We start from the raw sequence: 20,019 nt of genomic DNA on the forward strand, positions 1-20,019 counted from the left end.
ACCTTACGGTCTTGGCCAACCACTCGTCGGAGGAAAACATGCCGATCCAAGACGCTCTTGCCGAGTTATCCACATTACTAGGCCAACGGCTCAGCCGCTCCAAGTCCGATCTGGATCTGCATGGCCGATCCGAGACCTATTTTCCCGTGACACCCCCCGACGCGGTCGCCTATCCCAAAACCACGCAAGAGGTGTCGGAGCTGATGAAGATCTGCGCCGCCCACGCTGTGCCCGTCACCGGCTGGGGCGTGGGCACTTCGCTCGAAGGTCAGGCGATGGCGTTTTCCGGCGGGGTAGTGGTCGATTTCGCCCGCATGAACAAGGTGCTCTCGGTCAACCAGGGCGACATGGACGCCGCCGTGCAACCCGGCGTCACCCGCGAGGCCCTCAACGAAGAACTGCGCGCCACGGGGCTGTTCTTTCCGGTCGACCCCGGCGCCAATGCCTCGGTGGGGGGCATGGCCTCGACCCGGGCGAGCGGCACGACCGCCGTGCGCTATGGCACCATGCGCGACAACGTGCTGGGGCTCGAGGTGGTGCTGGCCGATGGCCGGGTGATCCGCACCGGCACCCGCGCCCGCAAGACCTCGGCCGGCTATGACCTGACCGGGCTTTTCGTCGGCTCCGAAGGCACGCTCGGCCTGATCACCGAACTCACGCTCAAACTGCATGGCCAGCCCGAGGCGATCACTGCCGCGATCTGCGCCTTCGACAGCGTGGATGACGCCGTGCGCGCCGTGACCGACACGATCCAGATGGGCCTCTCGATGGCACGGATCGAATTGCTCGATGCCGAAACGGTCAAGGCGTTCAACGCCTATGCCGGGGCAAGCATGCCCGAATGCCCGCACCTGATGGTCGAATTCCACGGCTCCGAAACCGGCGTGGCCGAAATGGCCGAAGGGTTCGGTGCGATCATCGCCGACCACAATGGCCACGGTTTCGACTGGGCCACCCGCCCTGAGGAGCGCAATGCGCTCTGGACCATGCGCCACAACGGCGCCTACGCGATCTATAACGCGCGCCCGGGCTGGAAGGGTCTCGTCACCGATGTCTGCGTGCCGATCTCGCGGCTGGCCGACGCGATCAACGAAACCGCCGACGATCTCACCGCCTCGGGGCTTTACGGGCCCATCCTCGGCCATGTGGGCGACGGCAACTTCCATTCGGTCATCATGTTCGACGCCGATGACAAGGCCGCGCTCGACAAGGTCAAGGCCGCGTCGAACCGCATGGTCGAACGCGCGCTGGCCATGGGCGGCACGATGACCGGCGAACACGGAATCGGCGTGGGCAAGCTGCCCTACATGGCCGAAGAGCACGGTCAGGGCTGGCAGGTCATGGGCGCTATCAAACAGGCGCTCGACCCGGACAATCTGCTCAATCCCGGCAAGATGGTCCCGCCGCGCAACTGATCGCCACACAACGGCCTTGTGCACGGCGGCGTTGCCGTCGCTTACCCGATCAACTGAATCGCTGCCGCCCGCGCGGCGTCGGTGATCCGGTCGCCCGACAGCATCCGCGCGATCTCGTCCACCCGGGCCCCATCGGTCAGCGGCACCACGTTCGAGCGCGTCTCGCCCGCTTCGACCTGCTTTTCCACCCGCCAGTGATGGCCCGCCCTGGCCGCGACCTGCGGAGAATGGGTCACGACCAGAACCTGCGCCCCGTTGGCCAGTTCGGCCAGACGCCGCCCCACCGCATCCGCCGTGGCGCCGCCGACCCCGCGGTCGATCTCGTCAAAAATCATCGTGACCCCGGATTCGCCCTGCGCCAACGACACCTTGAGCGCCAGCAGGAAACGCGACAACTCCCCGCCCGAGGCGATCTTCGCCAAGGGGCCCGCCGGGGCGCCGGGGTTGGTCGCCACGGTGAAACTCACCGCGTCCACGCCCTCCGGCCCTGGCTCGGTCGCCTCGATCCCGGTGGTGAACTCCGCGCGCTCCATCTTGAGCGGGCCAAGCTCTCCCATCACGGCCGCATCCAACTGCCCCGCCGCCGCCCGCCGCCGCGCGCTCAATGCCTGCGCGGCCGCGTCATAGGCCGCCCCGGCCGTCTCGGCCACGCGTGCCAGCTCCGCCAGATCGGCATCGCCGCGCTCAAGCTCGGCCAATCGCCCACGCAGATCTTCGGCAAACCCGGCCAGCTCGTCCGGCTGCACCCCGTGTTTGCGCGCCAGCGCCCGAATCGCGAAAAGCCGTTCTTCACAGGCTTCCAGCTCATGCGCATCGAACGACAACGCCTCCACCGCGCGGCGCACCCCGTCGCCCGCCTCGGCCAGCTCGTTCAAGGCCCGGCCCAGACCCTCGACCGGTGCATCGAGCAACCCGTCCAGCTCTGCGCCCACCCCTTCGAGCCATCGCAACGCATCTCCCGCCCGACCTTCGGCCCCCTCGTGACCCGAAATCGCCTCCAGCGCCCGGGCGATGTCCTCGCCCACCTTCTCGGCCGCCTGCATCCGCCGCCGCCGCTGATCCAGCGCCTCGTCCTCGCCCGGTTGCGGGTCGAGCGCGTCCAGTTCGGCCACCGAATGGCGCAGGAACTCCTCTTCCGCGCGCACCTCGTCGACCCGCGCTTTCGCGGTCTCGAACGCCTTTCGCGCGCGCCCTCTCTCGGTCCATAACGTCCGCAGCGCCCCGATCTCGCTTTCGAGGCCCGCGAACTGATCCAGAAGCGCCCGATGCCCGCGCGGATTGAGCAGCCCGCGATCGTCATGCTGCCCGTGCAATTCGACCAGAACCTCCGACAGGCGCCGCAGCACCTCGCCGCTGGTCCGCCGGTCGTTGACCCATGCGGTCTTGCGCCCGTCGGGCGTGTTGATCCGCCGCAGGATCAACTCGTCCCCTCCCGGCAACCCGGCATCGGCCAGCACCTCATGCGCCGCATGTCCCCCGGGCAGATCGAAAACGGCGGTGACTTCGCCTTGATCCGCGCCCGCGCGAACCAACTCCGCCCGACCCCGCCAGCCCAGCACGAAACCGAGCGAATCAAGAAGGATCGACTTGCCGGCCCCGGTCTCGCCGGTCAACACGTTGAGACCCGGCTGGAATTCAAGCTCCAGCCGGTCAATGATCAACATGTCACGAATTTCAAGCGTGCGCAGCATTCACCCGTAGGGTGGGTGAAACCCACCATCCCCCATGGCCTACAACCACCGCCCCTTGATCATCTGGCGATAGATCTGGCGCAACCAATTGTCCCCCATGGCCCGCGCTTCCAGTCCGCGCCCGGTGAGCAGCCCATAGCTGTCCTCATACCATTCCGTGCCGCGGAAATTGTGACCAAGGATCGCCCCTGCCGTCTGCGCCTCGTCGGTCAGGCCCAGCGACAGATAGGCCTCGACCAACCGGTGCAGCGCCTCGGCGGTGTGCGATGTGGTCTGGAAATCCTCGACCACCGTGCGGAACCGGTTGATCGCCGCCGTGTGATGATTGCGCCGCAGGTAATAGCGCCCGATCTCCATTTCCTTGGCGGCCAGATGATCAAAGGCCAGGTCGAACTTGAGAACCGCCGAGCGGGCATATTCGCTGTCGGGATAGCGTTCGATCACCGCCCGCAGCGCCTGCAACGCCTGAAAGGTCAGACCCTGATCGCGGCCAACCTCGTCGATCTGGTCGTAATAGCTCAGCGCCAGAAGATATTGTGCATAGGCGGCATCGTCATCAAGCGGATAGAAGTCGATGTAACGCTGAGCGCTTGAGCGCGAATTCTCGTAATCCTGGTCCTGATGATAGGCATAGGCCTGCATGATCAGCGACCGCTTGGCCCATTCGGAATAGGGGTAAAGCCGCTCGACCTCGCCGAAATAGAACGCCGCCTGGTCCGGCTGACGGCGATTCATCTCGAACTCACCGCGCTCGAATATCTGTTCCGCGGTGAATGTTTCCATCGGGATGTCGCCGCGGCGCACTTGCTCGGCGGTGCCGCCGCAGCCACCCACCAGCGCCACAACCAGAACCGCGCCCAGCGCCCCCGCCCGGAATCTGCCGCCTGTCATCGCCGCTCTCACCTTTATCCGATCCAGATCACGGGCTGTCTGCCCCCTGCTCCGAGACTTCCTAGCACAGAAAATTCCGGGGCAAAACGTCTTTGACACCCCGGGCTGCGCGCATTTACGCGCTGATTACAAAATCTTGTGTCGGAATGACAATGCAGGATTCAGGCCACAGCCGGGATTTCCCCGAGATGTGCCCCCACCCCCGGCAGATGCGAAGCGGTCTCGGCATCGCAAACCACCATGCGGAACGCGCCCGGCGTGGTGAAAACCGCGTGCAGCAGGTCATTGGTCAGCGCATGGCCCGCCTTGTGCCCGGAATAGGCGCCAAGGATCGGCGCACCGGCCAGTGCCAGATCGCCCAGCGCATCGAGCATCTTGTGGCGCACGGCCTCGTCGGCATGGCGCAAACCGCCCGGGCTCAGAACCTTGTCGCCATCGACGACCACGGCGTTTTCCATGGTCCCGCCCAGCGCCAGCCCCTGCGCCCGCATCGCATCGACATCGGCCTGTCGGCAGAAGGTCCGGCTGTCGCACAGCTCGCGCACGAACGATCCGTTCCCCATGTTGAGAACCTTGCGCTGCACGCCGATCGCCCGGTCCTCGAATTCGATCCGGAAATCTATCCGCAGCCCCTGCCCCGGCTCAAGCCGCGCCCAGGCCCCGTCGGCGCCATGCACCTCGACAGGTTTCAGAACCTCGATCGCCCGCACCGGCGCGTTCAGCCGCACGATGCCGCGGGCCAGGATGGCGCGCACGAACACCGCCGCGCTGCCATCCATGATCGGCACTTCCGGGCCGTCGATCTCGATCAGCGCGTTATGCACACCACAGCCCACAAGGGCCGCCATGATATGTTCGATGGTCGAAACGCTCACGCCCCGGGCATTCTCGATCCGCGTGCAAAGCGGCGTCTGGTTGACCGCGTCCCACCGCGCCGGGACCAGCGCATCACCGACACGGATGTCGCTCCGCCGGAACCATATGCCATGCTCGGCCGAGGCCGGGTGAATCGTCACCCGCGCAGGCTTGCCCGAATGCAGGCTTACGCCACTGAAACTCACAGATGACTTGATGGTTGTCTGCACGATAATCCCCGGATGTCGCGAACGTCTGCCGCAATCTGACCGGAAATTAAAGGAAGGGGTGTTACCTCTCAACTCACTCTTTGCAACGGTGTGAAACATCTGCCGCCGCCATCGGCGACATATTGCCCGCCCACTCTCTACCCCCGTGATATAAAAGGAAAAGCCGCCCAAAAGACGGCCTTTCCACTCACGCGTGACGCAAGGTCACCTTAATGTGTTTGCCCTGCTCAATTGGCCTGGCGGCGCAGGAATGCGGGGATCTCGATGCGCTCCTGTTCGGCCTCCTGCTCGGGTGACGGAGCCGGGGCTTGCGCCCGCGGCTGGGCCTGGGCGCGCGGCTGGGCCTGCACTTGCGGCTGTTGGCGCGGATGGGCCGCTGCCTGCCCCTCGCTGCCATGTCCGGTCATCCGGTTGATCAGCGAATTGATGCCGAAGCGCGATTTCTCGCCCCCCTCGCCGTGCTGCTGTGCGGGCGCCGATTGCGCCGCGTCTTCCCTGCGGCCCGCGGCCCCCGGCGCACGCTGCACCGCCGCCTGCAACCGTGCCAGGGCATCCGGGCTCGGCGTGCCGGGCGCGGGCGCCTTGGGCGCGACGAATTCCTCGGCCTCGTTCTCGAACGCATCCGGCTGCGGCTGGAACCGGGCCACCTTCGGTTGATAGGCCGGCGGCGGCAGATCGTCCTCGTCGGCGGCAAACCCGGGCTCTTCCTCGGCGCCGAAAATGTCTTCCATCTGGTCTTCTGCGGCCGCAGCCTGCGTATTCTCCAGATCTTCGAAAAGCGACGGCTCCTCGCTCGCCCGCGCGGCGACTTGCGGCGCCGGGGCCTGCTCTTCCGTCCCCATGTCTTCAACGGCCACCGTCTGCTTGAGCGGCTCGGCCAAGGACCGGCGCGGCACCGGATAATCATGCGCGCCTTCGCTCGCGTCGATGCCGGTGGCCACGACGCTCACCCGCATCGCCCCTTCCATGGAGCTGTCGAGCGTCGATCCGACGATGATGTTGGCATCGGGGTCAACCTGCTCGCGAATGCAATTGGCCGCCTCGTCCAGCTCGAACAGCGTAAGGTCGTGACCGCCGGTGATGTTGATCAGAACACCGCGCGCGCCCTTGAGGCTGATCTCGTCCAGAAGCGGGTTGGCAATCGCCTTCTCGGCGGCCTGCGTGGCGCGGTCCTCGCCCGTGGCCTCGCCCGTGCCCATCATCGCCTTGCCCATCTCGTCCATCACGGCGCGCACATCGGCGAAATCGAGGTTGATCAACCCCGGGCAGATCATCAGGTCAGTCACACCCTTGACCCCTTGGTAAAGCACGTCATCGGCAAGACTGAAGGCTTCGGCAAAGGTGGTCTTCTCGGTGGCCAGACGGAACAGGTTCTGGTTGGGAATGATGATCAGCGTATCGACCATCTTTTGCAGCGCCTCGACACCGTCCTCGGCCTGCTTCATCCGCTTTCCGCCCTCGAACTGGAACGGCTTGGTCACGACACCGACGGTCAGAACACCCAGCTCACGCGCGGCCTGCGCGATGATCGGCGCGGCCCCCGTGCCGGTGCCGCCGCCCATGCCGGCGGTGATGAAACACATATGCGCCCCGGCCAGGTGATCGACGATCTGCTCGATGCTCTCCTCGGCCGCCGCTGCCCCGATCGACGCCTTGGCCCCGGCCCCGAGCCCTTCGGTCACCTTGATACCCATCTGGATCTTGTTGGGGGCATGGCTCTGTTGCAGCGCCTGCGCGTCGGTATTTGCCACGACGAAGTCAACACCGTCGAGTTGCTTCTCGATCATGTTGTTCACCGCGTTGCCACCGGCGCCGCCAACGCCAAACACCGTGATACGGGGTTTCAAATCTTCCTGTCCGGGCATCGTGAGGTTCAATGTCATGGGTACGTCCGCCTGATGTCTGTTCCCGCCTATGCGGGTTTTTCTGCCTGTTCCGCCCCATTCTTAGCCTTTAGCGCTTGCATCGTCATCAAAAAAACACGTCACAACCACAAAATATCGGCGATTCCATAGCCAATTCCGCGGGATTTCGCCGATATGTGCATATATTGCGGATCTCGCGGCTGCACACACAACAAAGCGATTCTGCCCGCGCAGGCACGTGTCATGCGCGGGGCATTTCGGATCTGGCTTCGGGGTCTCTGCTCGACCCTCCGCACCACCTCTCGCGGGTGGAATTGAGTCAATCCTACCACTGCCGCAGGACACTGTCACCCGCCGTTTCACGGTTTTTCCACAGGCGCAGGGCGCGCTTGACCGGCGCTGTCGTTTTTGTTAACGTGTTAAAAGAAATTCAGGCAAGGAAACGCCCATGCCCCATTTCAGCATCGAATACTCGGCCAATCTCGACGCGCTGATCGACATGCCCGCGCTGTGTGACCACCTGCGCCGCGCGGCCATCGAGACCGGCGTTTTCCCGATGGCCGGAATCCGGGTGCGCGCGTTTCGCGCCGATCACGTCTCGATTGCCGATGGCGATGCGAAACACGGCTTTCTCGATCTCTCGGTGCGCCTGCGCGGCGGGCGCGACCTTGCCACCCGCAAACGCGCCACCGAAGCGATCTTCACCGCGCTGAGCGATTTCATGGCCCCCGCCCTCGCGCAGCACCCCATCGCCCTGTCGATGGAAATGCGTGACATCGACCCCGAACTGAGCCCGAAAACCGGCACCATCCGCGACCACCTGCCCCCTGAGACAACGAATGAAGGCTGACATGTCCGATCTGCAAACCAACATCGCCCGGGCCGAAGCCCATCTCGCCCGGTTCCGCGACACCGGCGTTCTCAACCGCATCGGCGGTGCCGACCGCCCCGCCCTCTCCGGCGCCACGTTCGACAATCACTCGCCGGTGGACGAGGGCTTCCTTTGTTCCGTCGCCCGGTCGGACGCCACCGATATCGACGCCGCCGCCGACGCCGCGCACGACGCCTTTCCCGGCTGGCGCGACATCACCGGGACCGAGCGCAAGAAGATCCTCCACCGCATCGCCGACGCCATCGAGGCCCGCGCCGAGGAGATCGCCTTCGCCGAATGTCTCGACACCGGCCAGGCGCTGCGCTTCATGCAAAAGGCCGCCCTGCGCGGGGCCGAGAATTTCCGCTTTTTCGCCGACCGCGCGCCCGGCGCCCGCGACGGCCAGAGCCTGCCCTCGCCCACGTTGATGAATGTCACCACCCGCGTGCCCATCGGCCCCGTGGGCGTCATCACCCCGTGGAACACGCCCTTCATGCTCTCGACATGGAAAATCGCCCCCGCCCTCGCCGCGGGCTGCACCGTGGTTCACAAACCGGCCGAGTTTTCGCCGATCACCGCCCGCATCCTCGTCGAGATCGCGGAAGAGGCGGGCCTGCCGCCGGGTGTCTGGAACCTCGTCAACGGTTTCGGCGAAGACGCCGGCCGCGCCCTCACCGAACATCCGAAAATCAAGGCCATCGCCTTTGTCGGCGAATCCAAAACCGGCTCGATGATCATGAAACAGGGGGCCGACACGCTCAAACGGGTGCATTTCGAACTCGGCGGCAAGAACCCGGTGGTGGTCTTTGACGATGCCGATCTCGACCGCGCGCTCGATGCCGCGATCTTCATGATCTACTCGCTCAACGGCGAACGCTGCACCTCGTCCTCGCGGCTGCTGCTGCACTCGACCATCGCCGACGATTTCCTGGCCCGACTCAAGGCACGGGTCGAGAACATCCGCGTCGGCCACCCGCTCGACCCGCAAACCGAGATCGGGCCGCTGATCCACAAGACCCATTTCGACAAGGTCACCTCCTATTTCGACATCGCGAAACAGGACGGCGCGCAGATCGCCTGCGGCGGCAACCGCGTGGGCGACACAGGCTGGTTCGTTGCCCCCACGCTCTTCACCGGCGCAACCCAGGACATGCGCATCGCGAACGAGGAAATCTTCGGCCCCGTCCTCACCACCCTCACCTTCGACACCGAAGACGAGGCGCTCGAGATGGCCAATGCCGTGGAATACGGCCTCACCGGCTATGTCTGGACCAACGATCTCACCCGCGCCCTGCGCTTTACCAACCGGCTCGAAGCGGGCATGATCTGGGTGAATTCCGAGAATGTCCGCCACCTGCCCACCCCCTTCGGCGGGGTCAAGGCATCGGGCATCGGGCGCGATGGCGGCGACTGGTCGTTCGAATTCTACATGGAGCAGAAACATATCGGGCTGGCCACCGGCCAGCACCATATTCCGCAACTGGGCGCCTGACCCGACCCGCACAAAGGACACAGCCGAAATGCCCATCCCTGCCCCCAATCTCTACCCCGCCTTCAACATCGTCCGCCTTTCCCATGTCGAGCTCGTGGTGAGCGATCTGGCGAAATCCCGCGCCTTCTATGTCGACACGCTCGGCCTGCAAGTCACCGACGAGGACCGCGAAACGATCTACCTGCGCGCGATGGAGGAACGCGGCCACCATTGCCTCGTCCTGCGCCGGGGCGATACACCTTGCGCCCGCGATCTCGGCTTCAAGGTTTATGACGAGGACCACCTCGAAAAGGCCGCGCAGTTCTTCACCGAAAAATCGCTGCCCGTCGAATGGGTCGACCGGCCCTTTCAGTCGCGCACCTTCCGCACCCGCGATCCGCACGGCATCCCGCTGGAATTCTACGCGCGCATGGACCGCTTGGCGCCCATTCACCAGCAATACGCGCTCTACAAGGGCGTGAAACCGCTCCGGATCGACCATTTCAACGTCTTCTCGCCCAATGTCGACGAAAGCGTGGCGTTCTACAACGATCTCGGCTTTCGCGTCACCGAATACACCGAGGACGAGGCGTCGGGCCGCCTCTGGGCCGCATGGACCCACCGCAAGGGCGGCGTGCATGACATCGCCTTCACCAACGGCACCGGCCCGCGCCTGCATCACACCGCCTTCTGGGTGCCCACGCCGCTCAACATCATCGACCTGCTTGACCTCATGTCCACCACCGGCTGGGTCGACAACATCGAACGCGGCCCCGGGCGGCATGGCATCTCCAACGCCTTCTTCCTCTATATCCGCGATCCGGACGGCCACCGGATCGAGATCTATTGCTCTGACTACCAGACCGTCGATCCCGATCTCGAACCGATCAAGTGGGATCTGAAAGACCCCCAGCGCCAGACCCTCTGGGGCGCCCCCGCCCCGCGCTCATGGTTCGAGGAAGGCTCGCTTTTCGAAGGCCAAGCACCCGTCCCCGCCCAACTCGACGCCCAACCCATCATTGCCCCGTAAAGGACATCCCATGTGCGACACGACCCAAGGCACCGCCAAAGGCGACATCCTGATCGAAAACGACCGCGTCCGCGTCACCCGCTGGAGCTTTGCGGCAAAGGGCGACAACACCGGCTGGCACCGCCACGAACATGATTACGTCGTCATCCCGCAATTCGACGGCACGCTCGAGATCAAGTTGCCGGGGGGCGAGCGCACCACCGCAGAGCTGCGCACGGGCGAACCCTATTACCGCCCCTTGGGCACCGAGCATGACGTGATCAGCGGCAATGACTTCCCCTGCGCCTTCATCGAGGTTGAACTCATGGACCGCAAAGGCTGATCCGATGCGCTATGCCACCGTCACCACTGCCGAAGGGCCGCTTTACGGCATCGTCACCGACGACGGCTTCATCGCCCTCTCGCCCGATTTCCCGCAATGGCAAACCCTGACCGACGTGATCCGCGCCGGCGCGCTGCACGATCTGGCCCGCGCCGCGACGGGCCGCACCGTCACCCACGAAAACGGCACCTTCACCCATGACATCCCCCTGCCCGATCCGGGGAAAATCCTCTGCGTCGGCGTCAATTTCCCCGACCGCAACGCCGAATACAAGGACGGGCAGGACGCCCCGCCCAACATGTCGCTCTTCATCCGCTTCGCGCAAAGCTTTACCGGCCACGGGCAAAACCTCGTCCGCCCGCCGGAAACCCCGCAGCTCGACTACGAGGGCGAAATCGCGGTCGTGATCGGCAAACCCGGCCGCCGCATCCCGCAGAGCGACGCCTATGATCACATCGCCGCCATCACCCTTTGCAACGAAGGCACCCTGCGCGACTGGGTGCGGCACGCGAAATTCAACGTGACGCAAGGCAAGAACTGGGATCGTTCCGGCGCGATGGGGCCATGGCTCATCCCCTTCACCCACGCCGCCCAACTCGACGACATCCGCCTCACCACCCACGTGAATGGCGAGTTGCGACAGGATGACCGGACCAGCCGCATGCTCTTCCCGATCCGCCGCCAGATCGAATATATCTCGACCTTCACCACGCTCCACCCCGGCGATATCATCGTCACCGGCACCCCCACCGGCGCGGGTGCTCGCTTCGACCCGCCCCGCTTTCTCGAACCGGGCGATGAAATCCAGGTCAGCGCCGAAGGTATCGGCACCCTCATCAACGGCGTGGAGGACGAGGCATGACCCCGCAAGAGATCGAACAGGCCGCGCAATCTCTCCTCGAAGCCGAGGAAACCGGCCAGCAGACCGGCCTGCTCTCCACCGCCCACCCCACGATCACCATGGACGACGCCTATGCCGTCCAGTCCGCGCTGATCGCCCGCAAGAAATCCACCGGGCGCCGCGTGATCGGCTGGAAGATCGGCCTCACCTCCCGCGCCATGCAACAGGCACTGGGCATCACCACCCCAGACAGCGGCGTTCTGCTCGACGACATGAAGTTCGCTAACGGCGCCACCATCCCCGCGGGCCGCTTCATCCAGCCCCGCATCGAGGCCGAGATCGTCTTCGTCATGAAGGCCCCGCTCAAGGGCGCCGTCACGCGCGACGACGTGCTCGCCGCCACCGATTACGTCGCCCCCGCGATCGAGATCCTCGACACCCGGATCAAGCGCACCTGCCCCACCACCGGCCAGCCGCGCCGCATCTTCGACACCATCGCCGACAACGCCGCCAATGCGGGCATCATCCTCGGCGACCATAGGTTCGACCCCGCGAAAGAAGACCTCCGCCGCACCGGCGCCATCGTCAGCGCAAACAGCATCGTCGAGGAAACCGGCCTCGGCGCCGGCGTGCTGGGCGATCCGGTCATGGGAATCGTCTGGCTGTCCGAGCGGATGACCCAATACGGCCAGAGCATCGAACCCGGCCAGGTGATCCTCTCAGGCAGCTTCATCCGCCCGCTCGAATGCCCCCCCGGCACCGAGATCGACGCCGATTTCGGCCCCTGGGGCCATGTCACCTGCCGCTTCGACTGACCCACACCCCTGCTTCATCTGACTGAAAATACCTCGGGGGTGCTGACAAAATGCCCCGGCATTTTGCAGCTCGGGGGCTGGCCCCCGCTCCGACCTCACAACAGGCGCAACCGCCTCAGTTCACGCCAATCCCGTTTTCCCGTTGCAGTTCCCGCACATAGGCGGTGATCGCGCGGATATCCGCCCCGGTCAGCCCCGCGACCGGGGCCATGTCCCCGAACCGCCAGTGATGCGCCCGCACACCGTTCTTCACCGCCATCTCGAACGCGTAATCGGCATGATGCGAGGGCTCGTATATCTTGTGGACAAGCGGCGGCCCGCTGCCCATCACCCCGGCGGCGTTGTCGCCGTGACAGGCCACGCATTTCGCTTCAAAGGCGCGCTGGCCCATCCGTGCCTCCGCGCTGATCGTCTCGGGCAATACCGGCGTCACGATCGGGGCGCCCTCGGCCACGCCCGACACCCGGGCCGACGCCATCTCTTCGGGCAATCCGCGCGCCCCCTGCGGCGCCATGCCGGGCGCGCCGAAGAGCCACCACCCAACCGCCGCCAGCACGATCAGCGCAAACCCAAGCCCTGCAATACGCATCGTTCATCCTTTGCATGTCATTCGGATGACAGACACCCTTCCCACGGGGGAGGGTCAAGCCCGCTCAGCCCAGAAACCGCGCCGCCACGTCGCCCGCCATCCACGCGACCCGCCCGCCCGCGAACGTCGCCACCAACCTGCCGCTGCCCGGCTCCAGAACCACCAAATCCGCGCACTTGCCCGGGCTGAGCTCCCCCCGGTCGTCCAGCCCCAAAAGCCGCGCAGGCCCCGCCGAGACCAGCGCCCAGGCCCCGGCCAGGTCGAGCACCCCGGCGCGCTCAAGAAACAGAGCCGCCCGCCACAACGACGGGTAATGGTAATCCGAGGCCAGCGCATCGCACAGCCCCAGCGCAATGAGGTCGAGCGCCGAGGCATTGCCCTTGTGCGACCCGCCCCGCATCACGTTGGGTGCACCCAGAACGATTCCGTCACCGCCCGCGCGCGCCGCCTCCGCCGCCTCAAGCGTCTCGGGAAACTCGGTGATCGGGCAGCCCCGCGCGCGCCACTCCGCCCGATCCTGCGCGCTGTGGTCGTCATGGCTCCCCAGCCGCACATCCCGCGCCGCCAGTCGCGCGGCAAGTGCGCCCACGGCCCCCGGCACCTCGCCGCGACGGTCATGCATCTCCTGCATCAGCGCCAACAGCGCCTCGGGGCTGCGCCGCGACTTGAGCGCAGTCCCGGCCAGCCGTGCGGGCCGCTTGCCCGCCGCCAGCCTCTCATGCGGCAGGTGATCGTTGAACACCACGTAATCGACGCCGAACTCCACCACCAGCGCCTCGAACTCGGCGTAAAGGTCCAAGAGATGCGTCTCGAGCCGCAACTGCACCCGCAGATCCACCTCGACCCGGTCCCGCACCCCGCCCAGCGCCTCCAGCATGGCGCGGGCGAAGTCCGGCCCGCGCAAGCCGCCCTCCCAACTGAAGAACTGGGCCAGCACGCCAGTGGTGATCCCGTTCGCGGCCAATTCCGCGGCGCAGGCCTCGATGCCCCCGCCCATATCCTTCATCGCCCCCCGGCGCGGCGCCACATGGCGCTCGAACCCGTCGCCATGAATGTCCACGATCCCCGGCAGGACCTGATAGCCCGAAAGATCGACCGCCCGCCCCACCGGCGCCTTCGCGATCACCCCGTCGGCAAACCCCAACGGCGCCTGGTCGAGCCCCCCGGGCCGCAACACCTGCGCCCCCTCAAGCGTCAGCGCGAGGCTCACCTGCCCGGCCCCGGGATCAGGTCGCCCATCTCCATCCCGTGATCGAACTGACCATGTTCGAGGAAATACAGCACCTGCGCGATCACCATCGGCGCGTTCATCATGAAGGTATGCGTGACCGGCAACACGATATGATCCGCCATTCCCTCGACCCGGGTCGAGGCGACCGAGACCTTGCCATCATCCGGCCCGGGCAGGATCACCGAATAGGCCGGGCTCAGCGACCGGTTCCCGGCGATCACGCCCAGATCGAACGCGACCGGCCCCAGATGCGCGGGCAGCCCCTCGGGCCCGGTGCCAAGCTGCATCCCCGCCGGGCCGTTGATCCAGTCGAACACCGCGATATCGCCCAGCGTATCCACCAGCTCCGACCCCTGGTTGGGCGGGGCCAGCATCACCACCCGGCCAAGGTTGGCCGGTTGATGCGTCTCGAGCCATGTGCGCACCAGGATGCCACCCATCGAATGGGTCACGAAATGCACCGTGTCGTCGCCGCAATCGTCCACCGCCCTCGGCAGGGTCTTGACCACGAGCGACACGATGGTCTCCTCGGTCGACGGGTATCCGGGCCGCACCACCCGGTAACCTTCGGTTTCAAGAACCTCTTCCATCACCAGGAACGACACCTCGCTGCGCGCCAGCCCATGAAGCAGCACGACACAATCCGCCCGCGCCATGACGGGAAACATCAGCATTATGAGGAAAAGCCACCGCATGGGGCTTGAGATAGGCCGAAACCCGCGCCTATGAAAGGGCGTTATGAGCACATGCCCCATCCGCCTCGCCACCCGCGCGCTTTTGCTGCACGATGACCGGCTGTTGCTGGTCAACGCCTTCCCGGATGCGTCCTCCACGCTCTGGTGTGCGCCCGGTGGCGGGGCCGATCCGCATATGTCCCTGCCCGACAACCTCGCCCGCGAGGTGCACGAGGAAACCGGCCTTTCCATCGCGGTCGGCGCGCCCGCCCTCGTCAACGAGTTCCACAACCCGGACACCGACTTTCACCAGGTCGAGGTGTTCTTTCGCTGCACCCTCACCAGCGGCGAGATCACCGACGACTGGATCGACCCCGAGGGCATCGTCCACCGCCGCCGCTGGGTCGCCCGCGCCGAAATGGCGGGGCTGCGCTTCAAACCCGACGCCCTGCCCGCCGCCGCATGGGGCACGGCCACCTGCGCCTATGACCCCCTCGAACGCCTCGCAAAGGCATAATTGGCAATTCCCACGCCCCCCAGCACCAGCAGCAACGCCAGCACCACGCGCAGGCTCACCGCCTCGCCCAGCAGGAGAGCACCGCCCGCGATCGCGATCACCGGCACGGTGAGTTGCGCCACCGCCGCCCGCGTCGCCCCCAGCCCCGGCAGGACGTGATACCACAGCGCATAGCCCAGCCCCGACGTCACCGCCCCCGACACCACGGCCAGCCAAAGCCCCGCCATGCTGCTCGCATCGGGTCGCATGAGCCAGACCAGCACCGCCACCGGCGCGGCCCAGAGAAAACTCGCCGCCGTCACCGCCAGCGGATCGCGCACCCCCCGCCCGATCAGCGAATAAAGCCCCCAGCCCAGCGCCGCCGCAACCATCAACCCCGCCCCCCACAGGTCGGGCGCGGCCCCGCCACTGGGCCACATCAGGTAACACAGGCCCACGAAACTCACCCCGGCCCCCAACCAGCGCCGCATCGGCACCACGTCACCGCCGATCAGCGCGCCCGCGAACATCGTCACCTGAACACCACCAAAGAGGATCAGCGCCCCGACCCCCGCGGGCAGGCTGACATAGGCGAACGAGAACCCCAGCATATAGAGCGCCAGCGCCGCAGGCCCACTCACCCCCACGCGCCACTTCACGCCACCGCCCCGCGCCGCGACCAGCAGCGCCAGCATCACCGCCCCCGAGATCAGCCGGATCGCGGCGAAACTCGCCGGTCCCGCCTCGCCCGCATCAAGCGCCAGCCGGTTGAGCACCGAATTGGCGGCAAACGCCACCATGGTCAGCGCGGTCAGAAGGAACACCTTCATGCATAGGGATTCCGCGCCGCGCGATCCTGCGACAGCGAATCTTGCCGCCGCTCGACCAGCATCTCGATCGCATCGGCCAGGTGCACCTCCTGGATGTTGTAATCACCCCGCGCCACGCGCAGGCGGTGCGCCTCAATCATCACGTCGGCATGGGTGCAACCCACCGGCGGCTCGAACCGGTAACAGGCCAGTTCGATCAACAGGCCCAGCGGGTCCTTGAAATAGATCGAATCCATGAACCCCCGGTCCTTGACCCCCGAATGCCCGACCCCGCGCGCCTCCAGCCGCTCGATCACCTGGCTGAACACCGCGTGGCTCACGTTGAACGCCAGGTGATGCACGCATCCCGGCTCGGTCGGCGTGCGCCGCCGGTCGGGGGTGCGGGTCTCGTTGGTGAAAACGGTGATCAGCCGCCCGTCGCCCGGATCGAAATAAAGATGCCCCTCATCCGGCGCATCGAGATTGGGCTGATCGAAGATGAAGGGCATGCCAAGCAGCCCCTCCCAGAAATCAATGCTGGTCTGCCGGTCGGCCCCGGTCAGCGTGATGTGATGCACGCCCTGAACCTGTAACTTGCGCATGGTCGGCCCTCCTTTTGGCCGAGGATAGACCGCCCGAGCCCCCCTGTCGCCCCCTCCCGGCGCAGGGCACCCGCGCGCGATTGCACAGGATCGGGCCCGGATCGGTCATCCCGGCAGTGTCACGATGGCAGCCCCGCGATCCGTCGCAACGATCGTGTGCTCATACTGCACGACATGAGCGGCCGGCTCGCTGTAAAGTGTCCAGCCATCGCGCCCGTCGGCCGCCCAAAGCCCGCCGGTCGAGAGAAAGGGTTCGACGGTCATGACAAGCCCCTTGTGAATGCGACGGGTATCCCCACGAGTGGGCCAGGTCGGGATCTCTTCCGGATATTCGTGCAGGGATCGGCCCACACCATGACTCGCGAGATTTCGGATCAGCGTGTAGCCCCGGTCCGAGGCGAAGCGCCCGATGGCCCGTCCGATACCGGCCAACGGCTTGTTGCGGCCGACCTGCGCAATCCCGATTTGCATCGCGCGCTTCCCGTCTCGGCAGAGGCGAGTTAGCGACGGGGCCACCGGCGGAACACGATAGGTCGCGCCGGTATCCGCGAAAAAGCCGTTCCTGGAAGCCGACACATCAATATTCACAAGATCACCGCGTGCAATGACACGCTCGCCGGGAATACCGTGTGCGATCTCCTCGTTCACACTTATGCACGTGGCTCGTGGAAAGCCGTAAACCGATTGCGGTGCCGAGACAGCCCCTTCACGCTCCAGCAGGTCGCTGCCGATCTCGTCCAGTTCCCCGGTGGTCATGCCCGGCTCCATCGCCTTCGCCATGGCCTGCATCGTATTCGCGACAATTCGGCCGATCTCTTTCAACCCATCCAGTTCATCTTGCTTTGTGATCGTCATCGCCGATGCTCCTTCGTTCAGGGCCAGCGTAGCACTGAAGGGTTGGATTGTCCCGCAGACCGGAAGTTGACCTTGTAGAGGTCCGGCTCATGCCGAAACTCTCGAAGTTTCCTTCGCAATCGTCAACGCTTCAGCCCCTCTTGCGGCGAAGCTTCGTGCCCCGAGACGCGGCACCGCAAAATAAAAAGGGGCCACCCGTGGGCAGCCCCTTCCATATCGGCAAGGCCAAAGCAGCTTACATCATGCCGCCCATGCCGCCCATGTCGGGCATGCCGCCGCCAGCACCGCCACCGGCGCCTTCTTTCTGCGGCTTGTCGGCCACCATGGCTTCGGTCGTGATCAGCAGACCGGCGATCGAGGATGCGTCCTCAAGCGCGGTGCGCACCACCTTGGCCGGGTCGATCACACCGTATTTGAACATGTCGCCATATTCTTCGGTCTGCGCGTTGAAGCCAAAGCTCTTGTCTTCGCTTTCACGGATCTTGCCCGCCACGACGGCACCATCGACACCGGCGTTCTCGGCGATCTGGCGCAGCGGCGCTTCAAGCGCGAGGCGCACGATCTGGATGCCGCGGTTCTGGTCGATGTTGACACCCTGAAGGCCGTCAAGCGCCTTGGCAGCTTGAACCAGTGCAACACCACCGCCCACGACGATGCCTTCCTGAACGGCGGCCCGGGTGGCGTTCAGCGCGTCATCGACGCGGTCCTTGCGCTCTTTCACCTCGGTTTCGGTCATGCCGCCCACGCGGATCACGGCCACGCCACCGGCGAGCTTGGCAACACGCTCCTGGAGCTTCTCGCGGTCGTAATCGCTGGTGGTTTCCTCGATCTGGGTGCGGATCTGCGAAACACGCGCCTCGATCTCGGCTTTCTCGCCAGCACCGTCAACGATGGTGGTCTCGTCCTTGGTGATCGTGACCTTCTTGGCGGTGCCCAGCATGTCCATGGTGACATTCTCAAGCTTCATGCCAAGATCTTCGCTGATCACCTGGCCGCCGGTCAGGATGGCGATATCCTGAAGCATGGCCTTGCGACGATCGCCAAAGCCCGGTGCCTTGACAGCCGCGATTTTCAGACCGCCGCGCAGCTTGTTGACCACGAGGGTGGCCAGCGCTTCGCCTTCGACGTCTTCCGCGATGATAAGCAGCGGCTTTTGCGACTGGATGACGCTCTCGAGCAGCGGAACCATCGGCTGAAGGCTCGACAGTTTCTTCTCGTGCAGCAGGATCATGCAGTCATCGAGATCGGCAATCATCTTGTCGGGGTTGGTCACGAAATAGGGCGACAGGAACCCACGGTCGAACTGCATACCCTCGACCACGTCGGTTTCGGTCTCGAGACCCTTGTTTTCCTCGACGGTGATGACACCCTCGTTGCCGACTTTCTGCATCGCATCGGCGATCTGGCGGCCGATTTCGGCTTCGCCGTTGGCCGAGATGGTGCCGACCTGGGCAACTTCATCGCTGTTGTCGACAGGGCGCGACGCGGCCTTGATCGCCTCGACCACCTTGCTGGTGGCAAGGTCGATGCCGCGCTTGAGATCCATCGGGTTCATGCCGGCGGCAACCGCCTTCATGCCTTCCTTGACGATCGACTGGGCCAGAACCGTCGCGGTGGTGGTGCCGTCGCCGGCCTCGTCATTGGTGCGGTTGGCCACTTCCTTGACCATCTGCGCGCCCATGTTCTCGAACTTGTCTTCCAGCTCGATTTCCTTGGCCACGGACACGCCGTCCTTGGTGATGCGCGGCGAGCCAAAGCTCTTGTCCAGCACCACGTTACGGCCTTTCGGGCCCAGCGTCACCTTGACCGCATCGGCCAGGGTGTTCACGCCCTTGAGAATCTTGTTACGGGCGTCGGTGTTGAATTTCACGTCCTTTGCAGACATGTGCAATCTCCTTGCATTTTTGTTCGTTGAAACGGTCAGATCAGGTCACGATCCGCGGAATTCAGGCCGCCTTGGCCGCCTTGCCGCTTCCCATGATGCCCATGATGTCGGACTCTTTCATGATCAACAGTTCCTCACCGTCGATCGTCACTTCCGTGCCCGACCATTTGCCGAACAGAACGCGATCGCCGACCTTGACATCAAGGGCGATGCGCTCGCCGTCCTCGTCGCGCGCGCCCGCGCCAACTGCGACGATTTCACCTTCCGCCGGCTTTTCCTTGGCGCTGTCGGGGATGATCAGCCCGCCTGCGGTTTTCTCTTCGCTTTCAACGCGGCGCACGACCACGCGGTCATGAAGCGGTGTAAATGCCATCTCTGTACTCCTCTGAGACAGTCGTTTCTCCCGGGCTCGCCACGCCCGAAGCACGTGAGCGAGCGTTAGCACTCATTGGGTTCGAGTGCTAACGGCGTATAGCTAAGGTTATGGCCCGCGCCTGTCAAGACAGCGTTTCGCGAAAATTGGCGCCGTCCTGCACACCGACCTTCACAGCCCCCGACTTCGGGGTTAAGCCCGCGCCGCA

At 65.2% G+C, this 20,019-nt stretch carries 20 protein-coding genes; 8 read left to right on the forward strand and 12 right to left on the reverse strand.

Annotated elements, in window-relative coordinates; all coding sequences use genetic code 11:
• The first annotated feature begins 38 nt into the window (after nucleotides 1-38).
• Nucleotides 39-1,415, forward strand: a complete 1,377-nt coding sequence (locus tag FLO80_RS08180) for an FAD-binding oxidoreductase (RefSeq protein WP_111365503.1) — start codon at nucleotides 39-41, stop codon at nucleotides 1,413-1,415.
• A gap of 41 nt (nucleotides 1,416-1,456) precedes the next feature.
• Here the strand turns inward: FLO80_RS08180 and recN are convergent, their stop codons facing one another.
• The 4 genes from recN to ftsZ all read right to left on the reverse strand — a co-directional run bounded on the left by recN (nucleotide 1,457) and on the right by ftsZ (nucleotide 6,965).
• Nucleotides 1,457-3,106: a DNA repair protein RecN gene (recN, locus tag FLO80_RS08185; protein WP_111365505.1), complete on the reverse strand. Its 1,650-nt coding sequence runs from the start codon at nucleotides 3,104-3,106 to the stop codon at nucleotides 1,457-1,459.
• Nucleotides 3,107-3,145: 39 nt separating this feature from the next.
• Nucleotides 3,146-3,997, reverse strand: coding sequence for an outer membrane protein assembly factor BamD (locus FLO80_RS08190; RefSeq protein ID WP_111365507.1), 852 nt, complete (start codon nucleotides 3,995-3,997; stop codon nucleotides 3,146-3,148).
• 161 nt (nucleotides 3,998-4,158) lie between these two features.
• The gene (lpxC, locus tag FLO80_RS08195; protein WP_111365509.1) at nucleotides 4,159-5,082 is read right to left on the reverse strand and encodes a UDP-3-O-acyl-N-acetylglucosamine deacetylase; all 924 of its coding nucleotides are present in this window, start codon (nucleotides 5,080-5,082) and stop codon (nucleotides 4,159-4,161) included.
• A 227-nt stretch (nucleotides 5,083-5,309) separates the two neighbouring features.
• Entirely contained in the window at nucleotides 5,310-6,965 is a 1,656-nt protein-coding gene (gene ftsZ / locus FLO80_RS08200; protein WP_111365511.1) for a cell division protein FtsZ, read from the reverse strand.
• A gap of 430 nt (nucleotides 6,966-7,395) precedes the next feature.
• On the opposite strand from ftsZ, the gene FLO80_RS08205 reads away from it, so the two are divergent.
• Genes FLO80_RS08205 through hpaH form a run of 6 tightly spaced genes read left to right on the forward strand, consistent with a single transcriptional unit; the run spans nucleotide 7,396 to nucleotide 12,297 of the window.
• Nucleotides 7,396-7,797 (forward strand): 5-carboxymethyl-2-hydroxymuconate Delta-isomerase, encoded by a 402-nt coding sequence (locus FLO80_RS08205; RefSeq protein ID WP_111365513.1) that lies wholly within the window; start codon nucleotides 7,396-7,398, stop codon nucleotides 7,795-7,797.
• A gap of 1 nt (nucleotide 7,798) precedes the next feature.
• Complete coding sequence (hpaE, locus tag FLO80_RS08210) at nucleotides 7,799-9,310, forward strand: 5-carboxymethyl-2-hydroxymuconate semialdehyde dehydrogenase (RefSeq protein ID WP_111365515.1); 1,512 nt, start codon at nucleotides 7,799-7,801, stop codon at nucleotides 9,308-9,310.
• A gap of 28 nt (nucleotides 9,311-9,338) precedes the next feature.
• Nucleotides 9,339-10,319, forward strand: a complete 981-nt coding sequence (gene hpaD, locus FLO80_RS08215; RefSeq protein WP_111365517.1) for a 3,4-dihydroxyphenylacetate 2,3-dioxygenase — start codon at nucleotides 9,339-9,341, stop codon at nucleotides 10,317-10,319.
• Between the two features lie 10 nt (nucleotides 10,320-10,329).
• On the forward strand, nucleotides 10,330-10,641 hold the full coding sequence (locus FLO80_RS08220; RefSeq protein ID WP_111365519.1) for a cupin domain-containing protein: 312 nt from the start codon (nucleotides 10,330-10,332) through the stop codon (nucleotides 10,639-10,641).
• 4 nt (nucleotides 10,642-10,645) lie between these two features.
• Nucleotides 10,646-11,503 carry a fumarylacetoacetate hydrolase family protein gene (locus FLO80_RS08225; protein WP_111365521.1) on the forward strand — a complete coding sequence of 286 codons (858 nt, stop codon included), beginning with the start codon at nucleotides 10,646-10,648 and terminating at the stop codon, nucleotides 11,501-11,503.
• Complete coding sequence (gene hpaH, locus FLO80_RS08230) at nucleotides 11,500-12,297, forward strand: 2-oxo-hept-4-ene-1,7-dioate hydratase (protein WP_111365523.1); 798 nt, start codon at nucleotides 11,500-11,502, stop codon at nucleotides 12,295-12,297. Before FLO80_RS08225 ends, hpaH begins: the two co-directional genes overlap by 4 nt.
• Before the next feature lie 115 nt (nucleotides 12,298-12,412).
• On the opposite strand, the gene FLO80_RS08235 is transcribed toward hpaH, so the two are convergent.
• The 3 genes from FLO80_RS08235 to FLO80_RS08245 all read right to left on the reverse strand — a co-directional run bounded on the left by FLO80_RS08235 (nucleotide 12,413) and on the right by FLO80_RS08245 (nucleotide 14,812).
• Nucleotides 12,413-12,886, reverse strand: coding sequence for a c-type cytochrome (locus FLO80_RS08235; protein WP_439328711.1), 474 nt, complete (start codon nucleotides 12,884-12,886; stop codon nucleotides 12,413-12,415).
• Nucleotides 12,887-12,950: 64 nt separating this feature from the next.
• Nucleotides 12,951-14,096 (reverse strand): alpha-D-ribose 1-methylphosphonate 5-triphosphate diphosphatase, encoded by a 1,146-nt coding sequence (locus tag FLO80_RS08240; protein ID WP_111365525.1) that lies wholly within the window; start codon nucleotides 14,094-14,096, stop codon nucleotides 12,951-12,953.
• The gene (locus FLO80_RS08245) at nucleotides 14,093-14,812 is read right to left on the reverse strand and encodes an esterase/lipase family protein (RefSeq protein WP_111365527.1); all 720 of its coding nucleotides are present in this window, start codon (nucleotides 14,810-14,812) and stop codon (nucleotides 14,093-14,095) included. The genes FLO80_RS08240 and FLO80_RS08245 overlap by 4 nt, the downstream gene beginning before the upstream one ends.
• A gap of 43 nt (nucleotides 14,813-14,855) precedes the next feature.
• Here FLO80_RS08245 and FLO80_RS08250 point away from each other — a divergent pair, with 43 nt between their 5' ends.
• Nucleotides 14,856-15,308 carry an NUDIX domain-containing protein gene (locus FLO80_RS08250; protein ID WP_111365529.1) on the forward strand — a complete coding sequence of 151 codons (453 nt, stop codon included), beginning with the start codon at nucleotides 14,856-14,858 and terminating at the stop codon, nucleotides 15,306-15,308.
• Here FLO80_RS08250 and FLO80_RS08255 read toward each other — a convergent pair.
• The 5 genes from FLO80_RS08255 to groES all read right to left on the reverse strand — a co-directional run bounded on the left by FLO80_RS08255 (nucleotide 15,275) and on the right by groES (nucleotide 19,811).
• Entirely contained in the window at nucleotides 15,275-16,117 is an 843-nt protein-coding gene (locus tag FLO80_RS08255) for a DMT family transporter (protein ID WP_111365531.1), read from the reverse strand. The two genes, FLO80_RS08250 and FLO80_RS08255, sit on opposite strands and share 34 nt — an antisense overlap.
• Nucleotides 16,114-16,698: a VOC family protein gene (locus FLO80_RS08260; protein ID WP_111365533.1), complete on the reverse strand. Its 585-nt coding sequence runs from the start codon at nucleotides 16,696-16,698 to the stop codon at nucleotides 16,114-16,116. The genes FLO80_RS08255 and FLO80_RS08260 overlap by 4 nt, the downstream gene beginning before the upstream one ends.
• Nucleotides 16,699-16,803: 105 nt before the next feature.
• Nucleotides 16,804-17,553, reverse strand: a complete 750-nt coding sequence (map, locus tag FLO80_RS08265) for a type I methionyl aminopeptidase (RefSeq protein ID WP_111365535.1) — start codon at nucleotides 17,551-17,553, stop codon at nucleotides 16,804-16,806.
• Between the two features lie 235 nt (nucleotides 17,554-17,788).
• Nucleotides 17,789-19,438: a chaperonin GroEL gene (gene groL / locus FLO80_RS08270; protein ID WP_111365537.1), complete on the reverse strand. Its 1,650-nt coding sequence runs from the start codon at nucleotides 19,436-19,438 to the stop codon at nucleotides 17,789-17,791.
• Between the two features lie 61 nt (nucleotides 19,439-19,499).
• Entirely contained in the window at nucleotides 19,500-19,811 is a 312-nt protein-coding gene (gene groES / locus FLO80_RS08275; RefSeq protein ID WP_111365539.1) for a co-chaperone GroES, read from the reverse strand.
• Between the last annotated feature and the right edge of the window lie 208 nt (nucleotides 19,812-20,019).

It is taken from the genome of Aquicoccus porphyridii, from assembly GCF_008369105.1.
GTDB classification, from domain to species: Bacteria; Pseudomonadota; Alphaproteobacteria; order Rhodobacterales; family Rhodobacteraceae; genus Aquicoccus; species Aquicoccus porphyridii.

Bases quoted from the DNA above. Each gene is read 5' to 3' on its own strand.
- hpaE (WP_111365515.1), top strand. From the start codon at position 7,799: ATGTCCGATCTGCAAACCAACATCGCCCGGGCCGAAGCCCATCTCGCC.
- FLO80_RS08235 (WP_439328711.1), bottom strand. From the start codon at position 12,886: ATGCGTATTGCAGGGCTTGGGTTTGCGCTGATCGTGCTGGCGGCGGTT.
- recN (WP_111365505.1), bottom strand. From the start codon at position 3,106: ATGCTGCGCACGCTTGAAATTCGTGACATGTTGATCATTGACCGGCTG.
- hpaH (WP_111365523.1), top strand. From the start codon at position 11,500: ATGACCCCGCAAGAGATCGAACAGGCCGCGCAATCTCTCCTCGAAGCC.
- groL (WP_111365537.1), bottom strand. From the start codon at position 19,438: ATGTCTGCAAAGGACGTGAAATTCAACACCGACGCCCGTAACAAGATT.
- FLO80_RS08205 (WP_111365513.1), top strand. From the start codon at position 7,396: ATGCCCCATTTCAGCATCGAATACTCGGCCAATCTCGACGCGCTGATC.
- FLO80_RS08245 (WP_111365527.1), bottom strand. From the start codon at position 14,812: ATGCGGTGGCTTTTCCTCATAATGCTGATGTTTCCCGTCATGGCGCGG.
- ftsZ (WP_111365511.1), bottom strand. From the start codon at position 6,965: ATGACATTGAACCTCACGATGCCCGGACAGGAAGATTTGAAACCCCGT.
- FLO80_RS08225 (WP_111365521.1), top strand. From the start codon at position 10,646: ATGCGCTATGCCACCGTCACCACTGCCGAAGGGCCGCTTTACGGCATC.
- groES (WP_111365539.1), bottom strand. From the start codon at position 19,811: ATGGCATTTACACCGCTTCATGACCGCGTGGTCGTGCGCCGCGTTGAA.
- FLO80_RS08260 (WP_111365533.1), bottom strand. From the start codon at position 16,698: ATGCGCAAGTTACAGGTTCAGGGCGTGCATCACATCACGCTGACCGGG.
- hpaD (WP_111365517.1), top strand. From the start codon at position 9,339: ATGCCCATCCCTGCCCCCAATCTCTACCCCGCCTTCAACATCGTCCGC.
- FLO80_RS08180 (WP_111365503.1), top strand. From the start codon at position 39: ATGCCGATCCAAGACGCTCTTGCCGAGTTATCCACATTACTAGGCCAA.
- FLO80_RS08220 (WP_111365519.1), top strand. From the start codon at position 10,330: ATGTGCGACACGACCCAAGGCACCGCCAAAGGCGACATCCTGATCGAA.
- FLO80_RS08250 (WP_111365529.1), top strand. From the start codon at position 14,856: ATGAGCACATGCCCCATCCGCCTCGCCACCCGCGCGCTTTTGCTGCAC.
- FLO80_RS08190 (WP_111365507.1), bottom strand. From the start codon at position 3,997: ATGACAGGCGGCAGATTCCGGGCGGGGGCGCTGGGCGCGGTTCTGGTT.
- map (WP_111365535.1), bottom strand. From the start codon at position 17,553: ATGACGATCACAAAGCAAGATGAACTGGATGGGTTGAAAGAGATCGGC.
- FLO80_RS08255 (WP_111365531.1), bottom strand. From the start codon at position 16,117: ATGAAGGTGTTCCTTCTGACCGCGCTGACCATGGTGGCGTTTGCCGCC.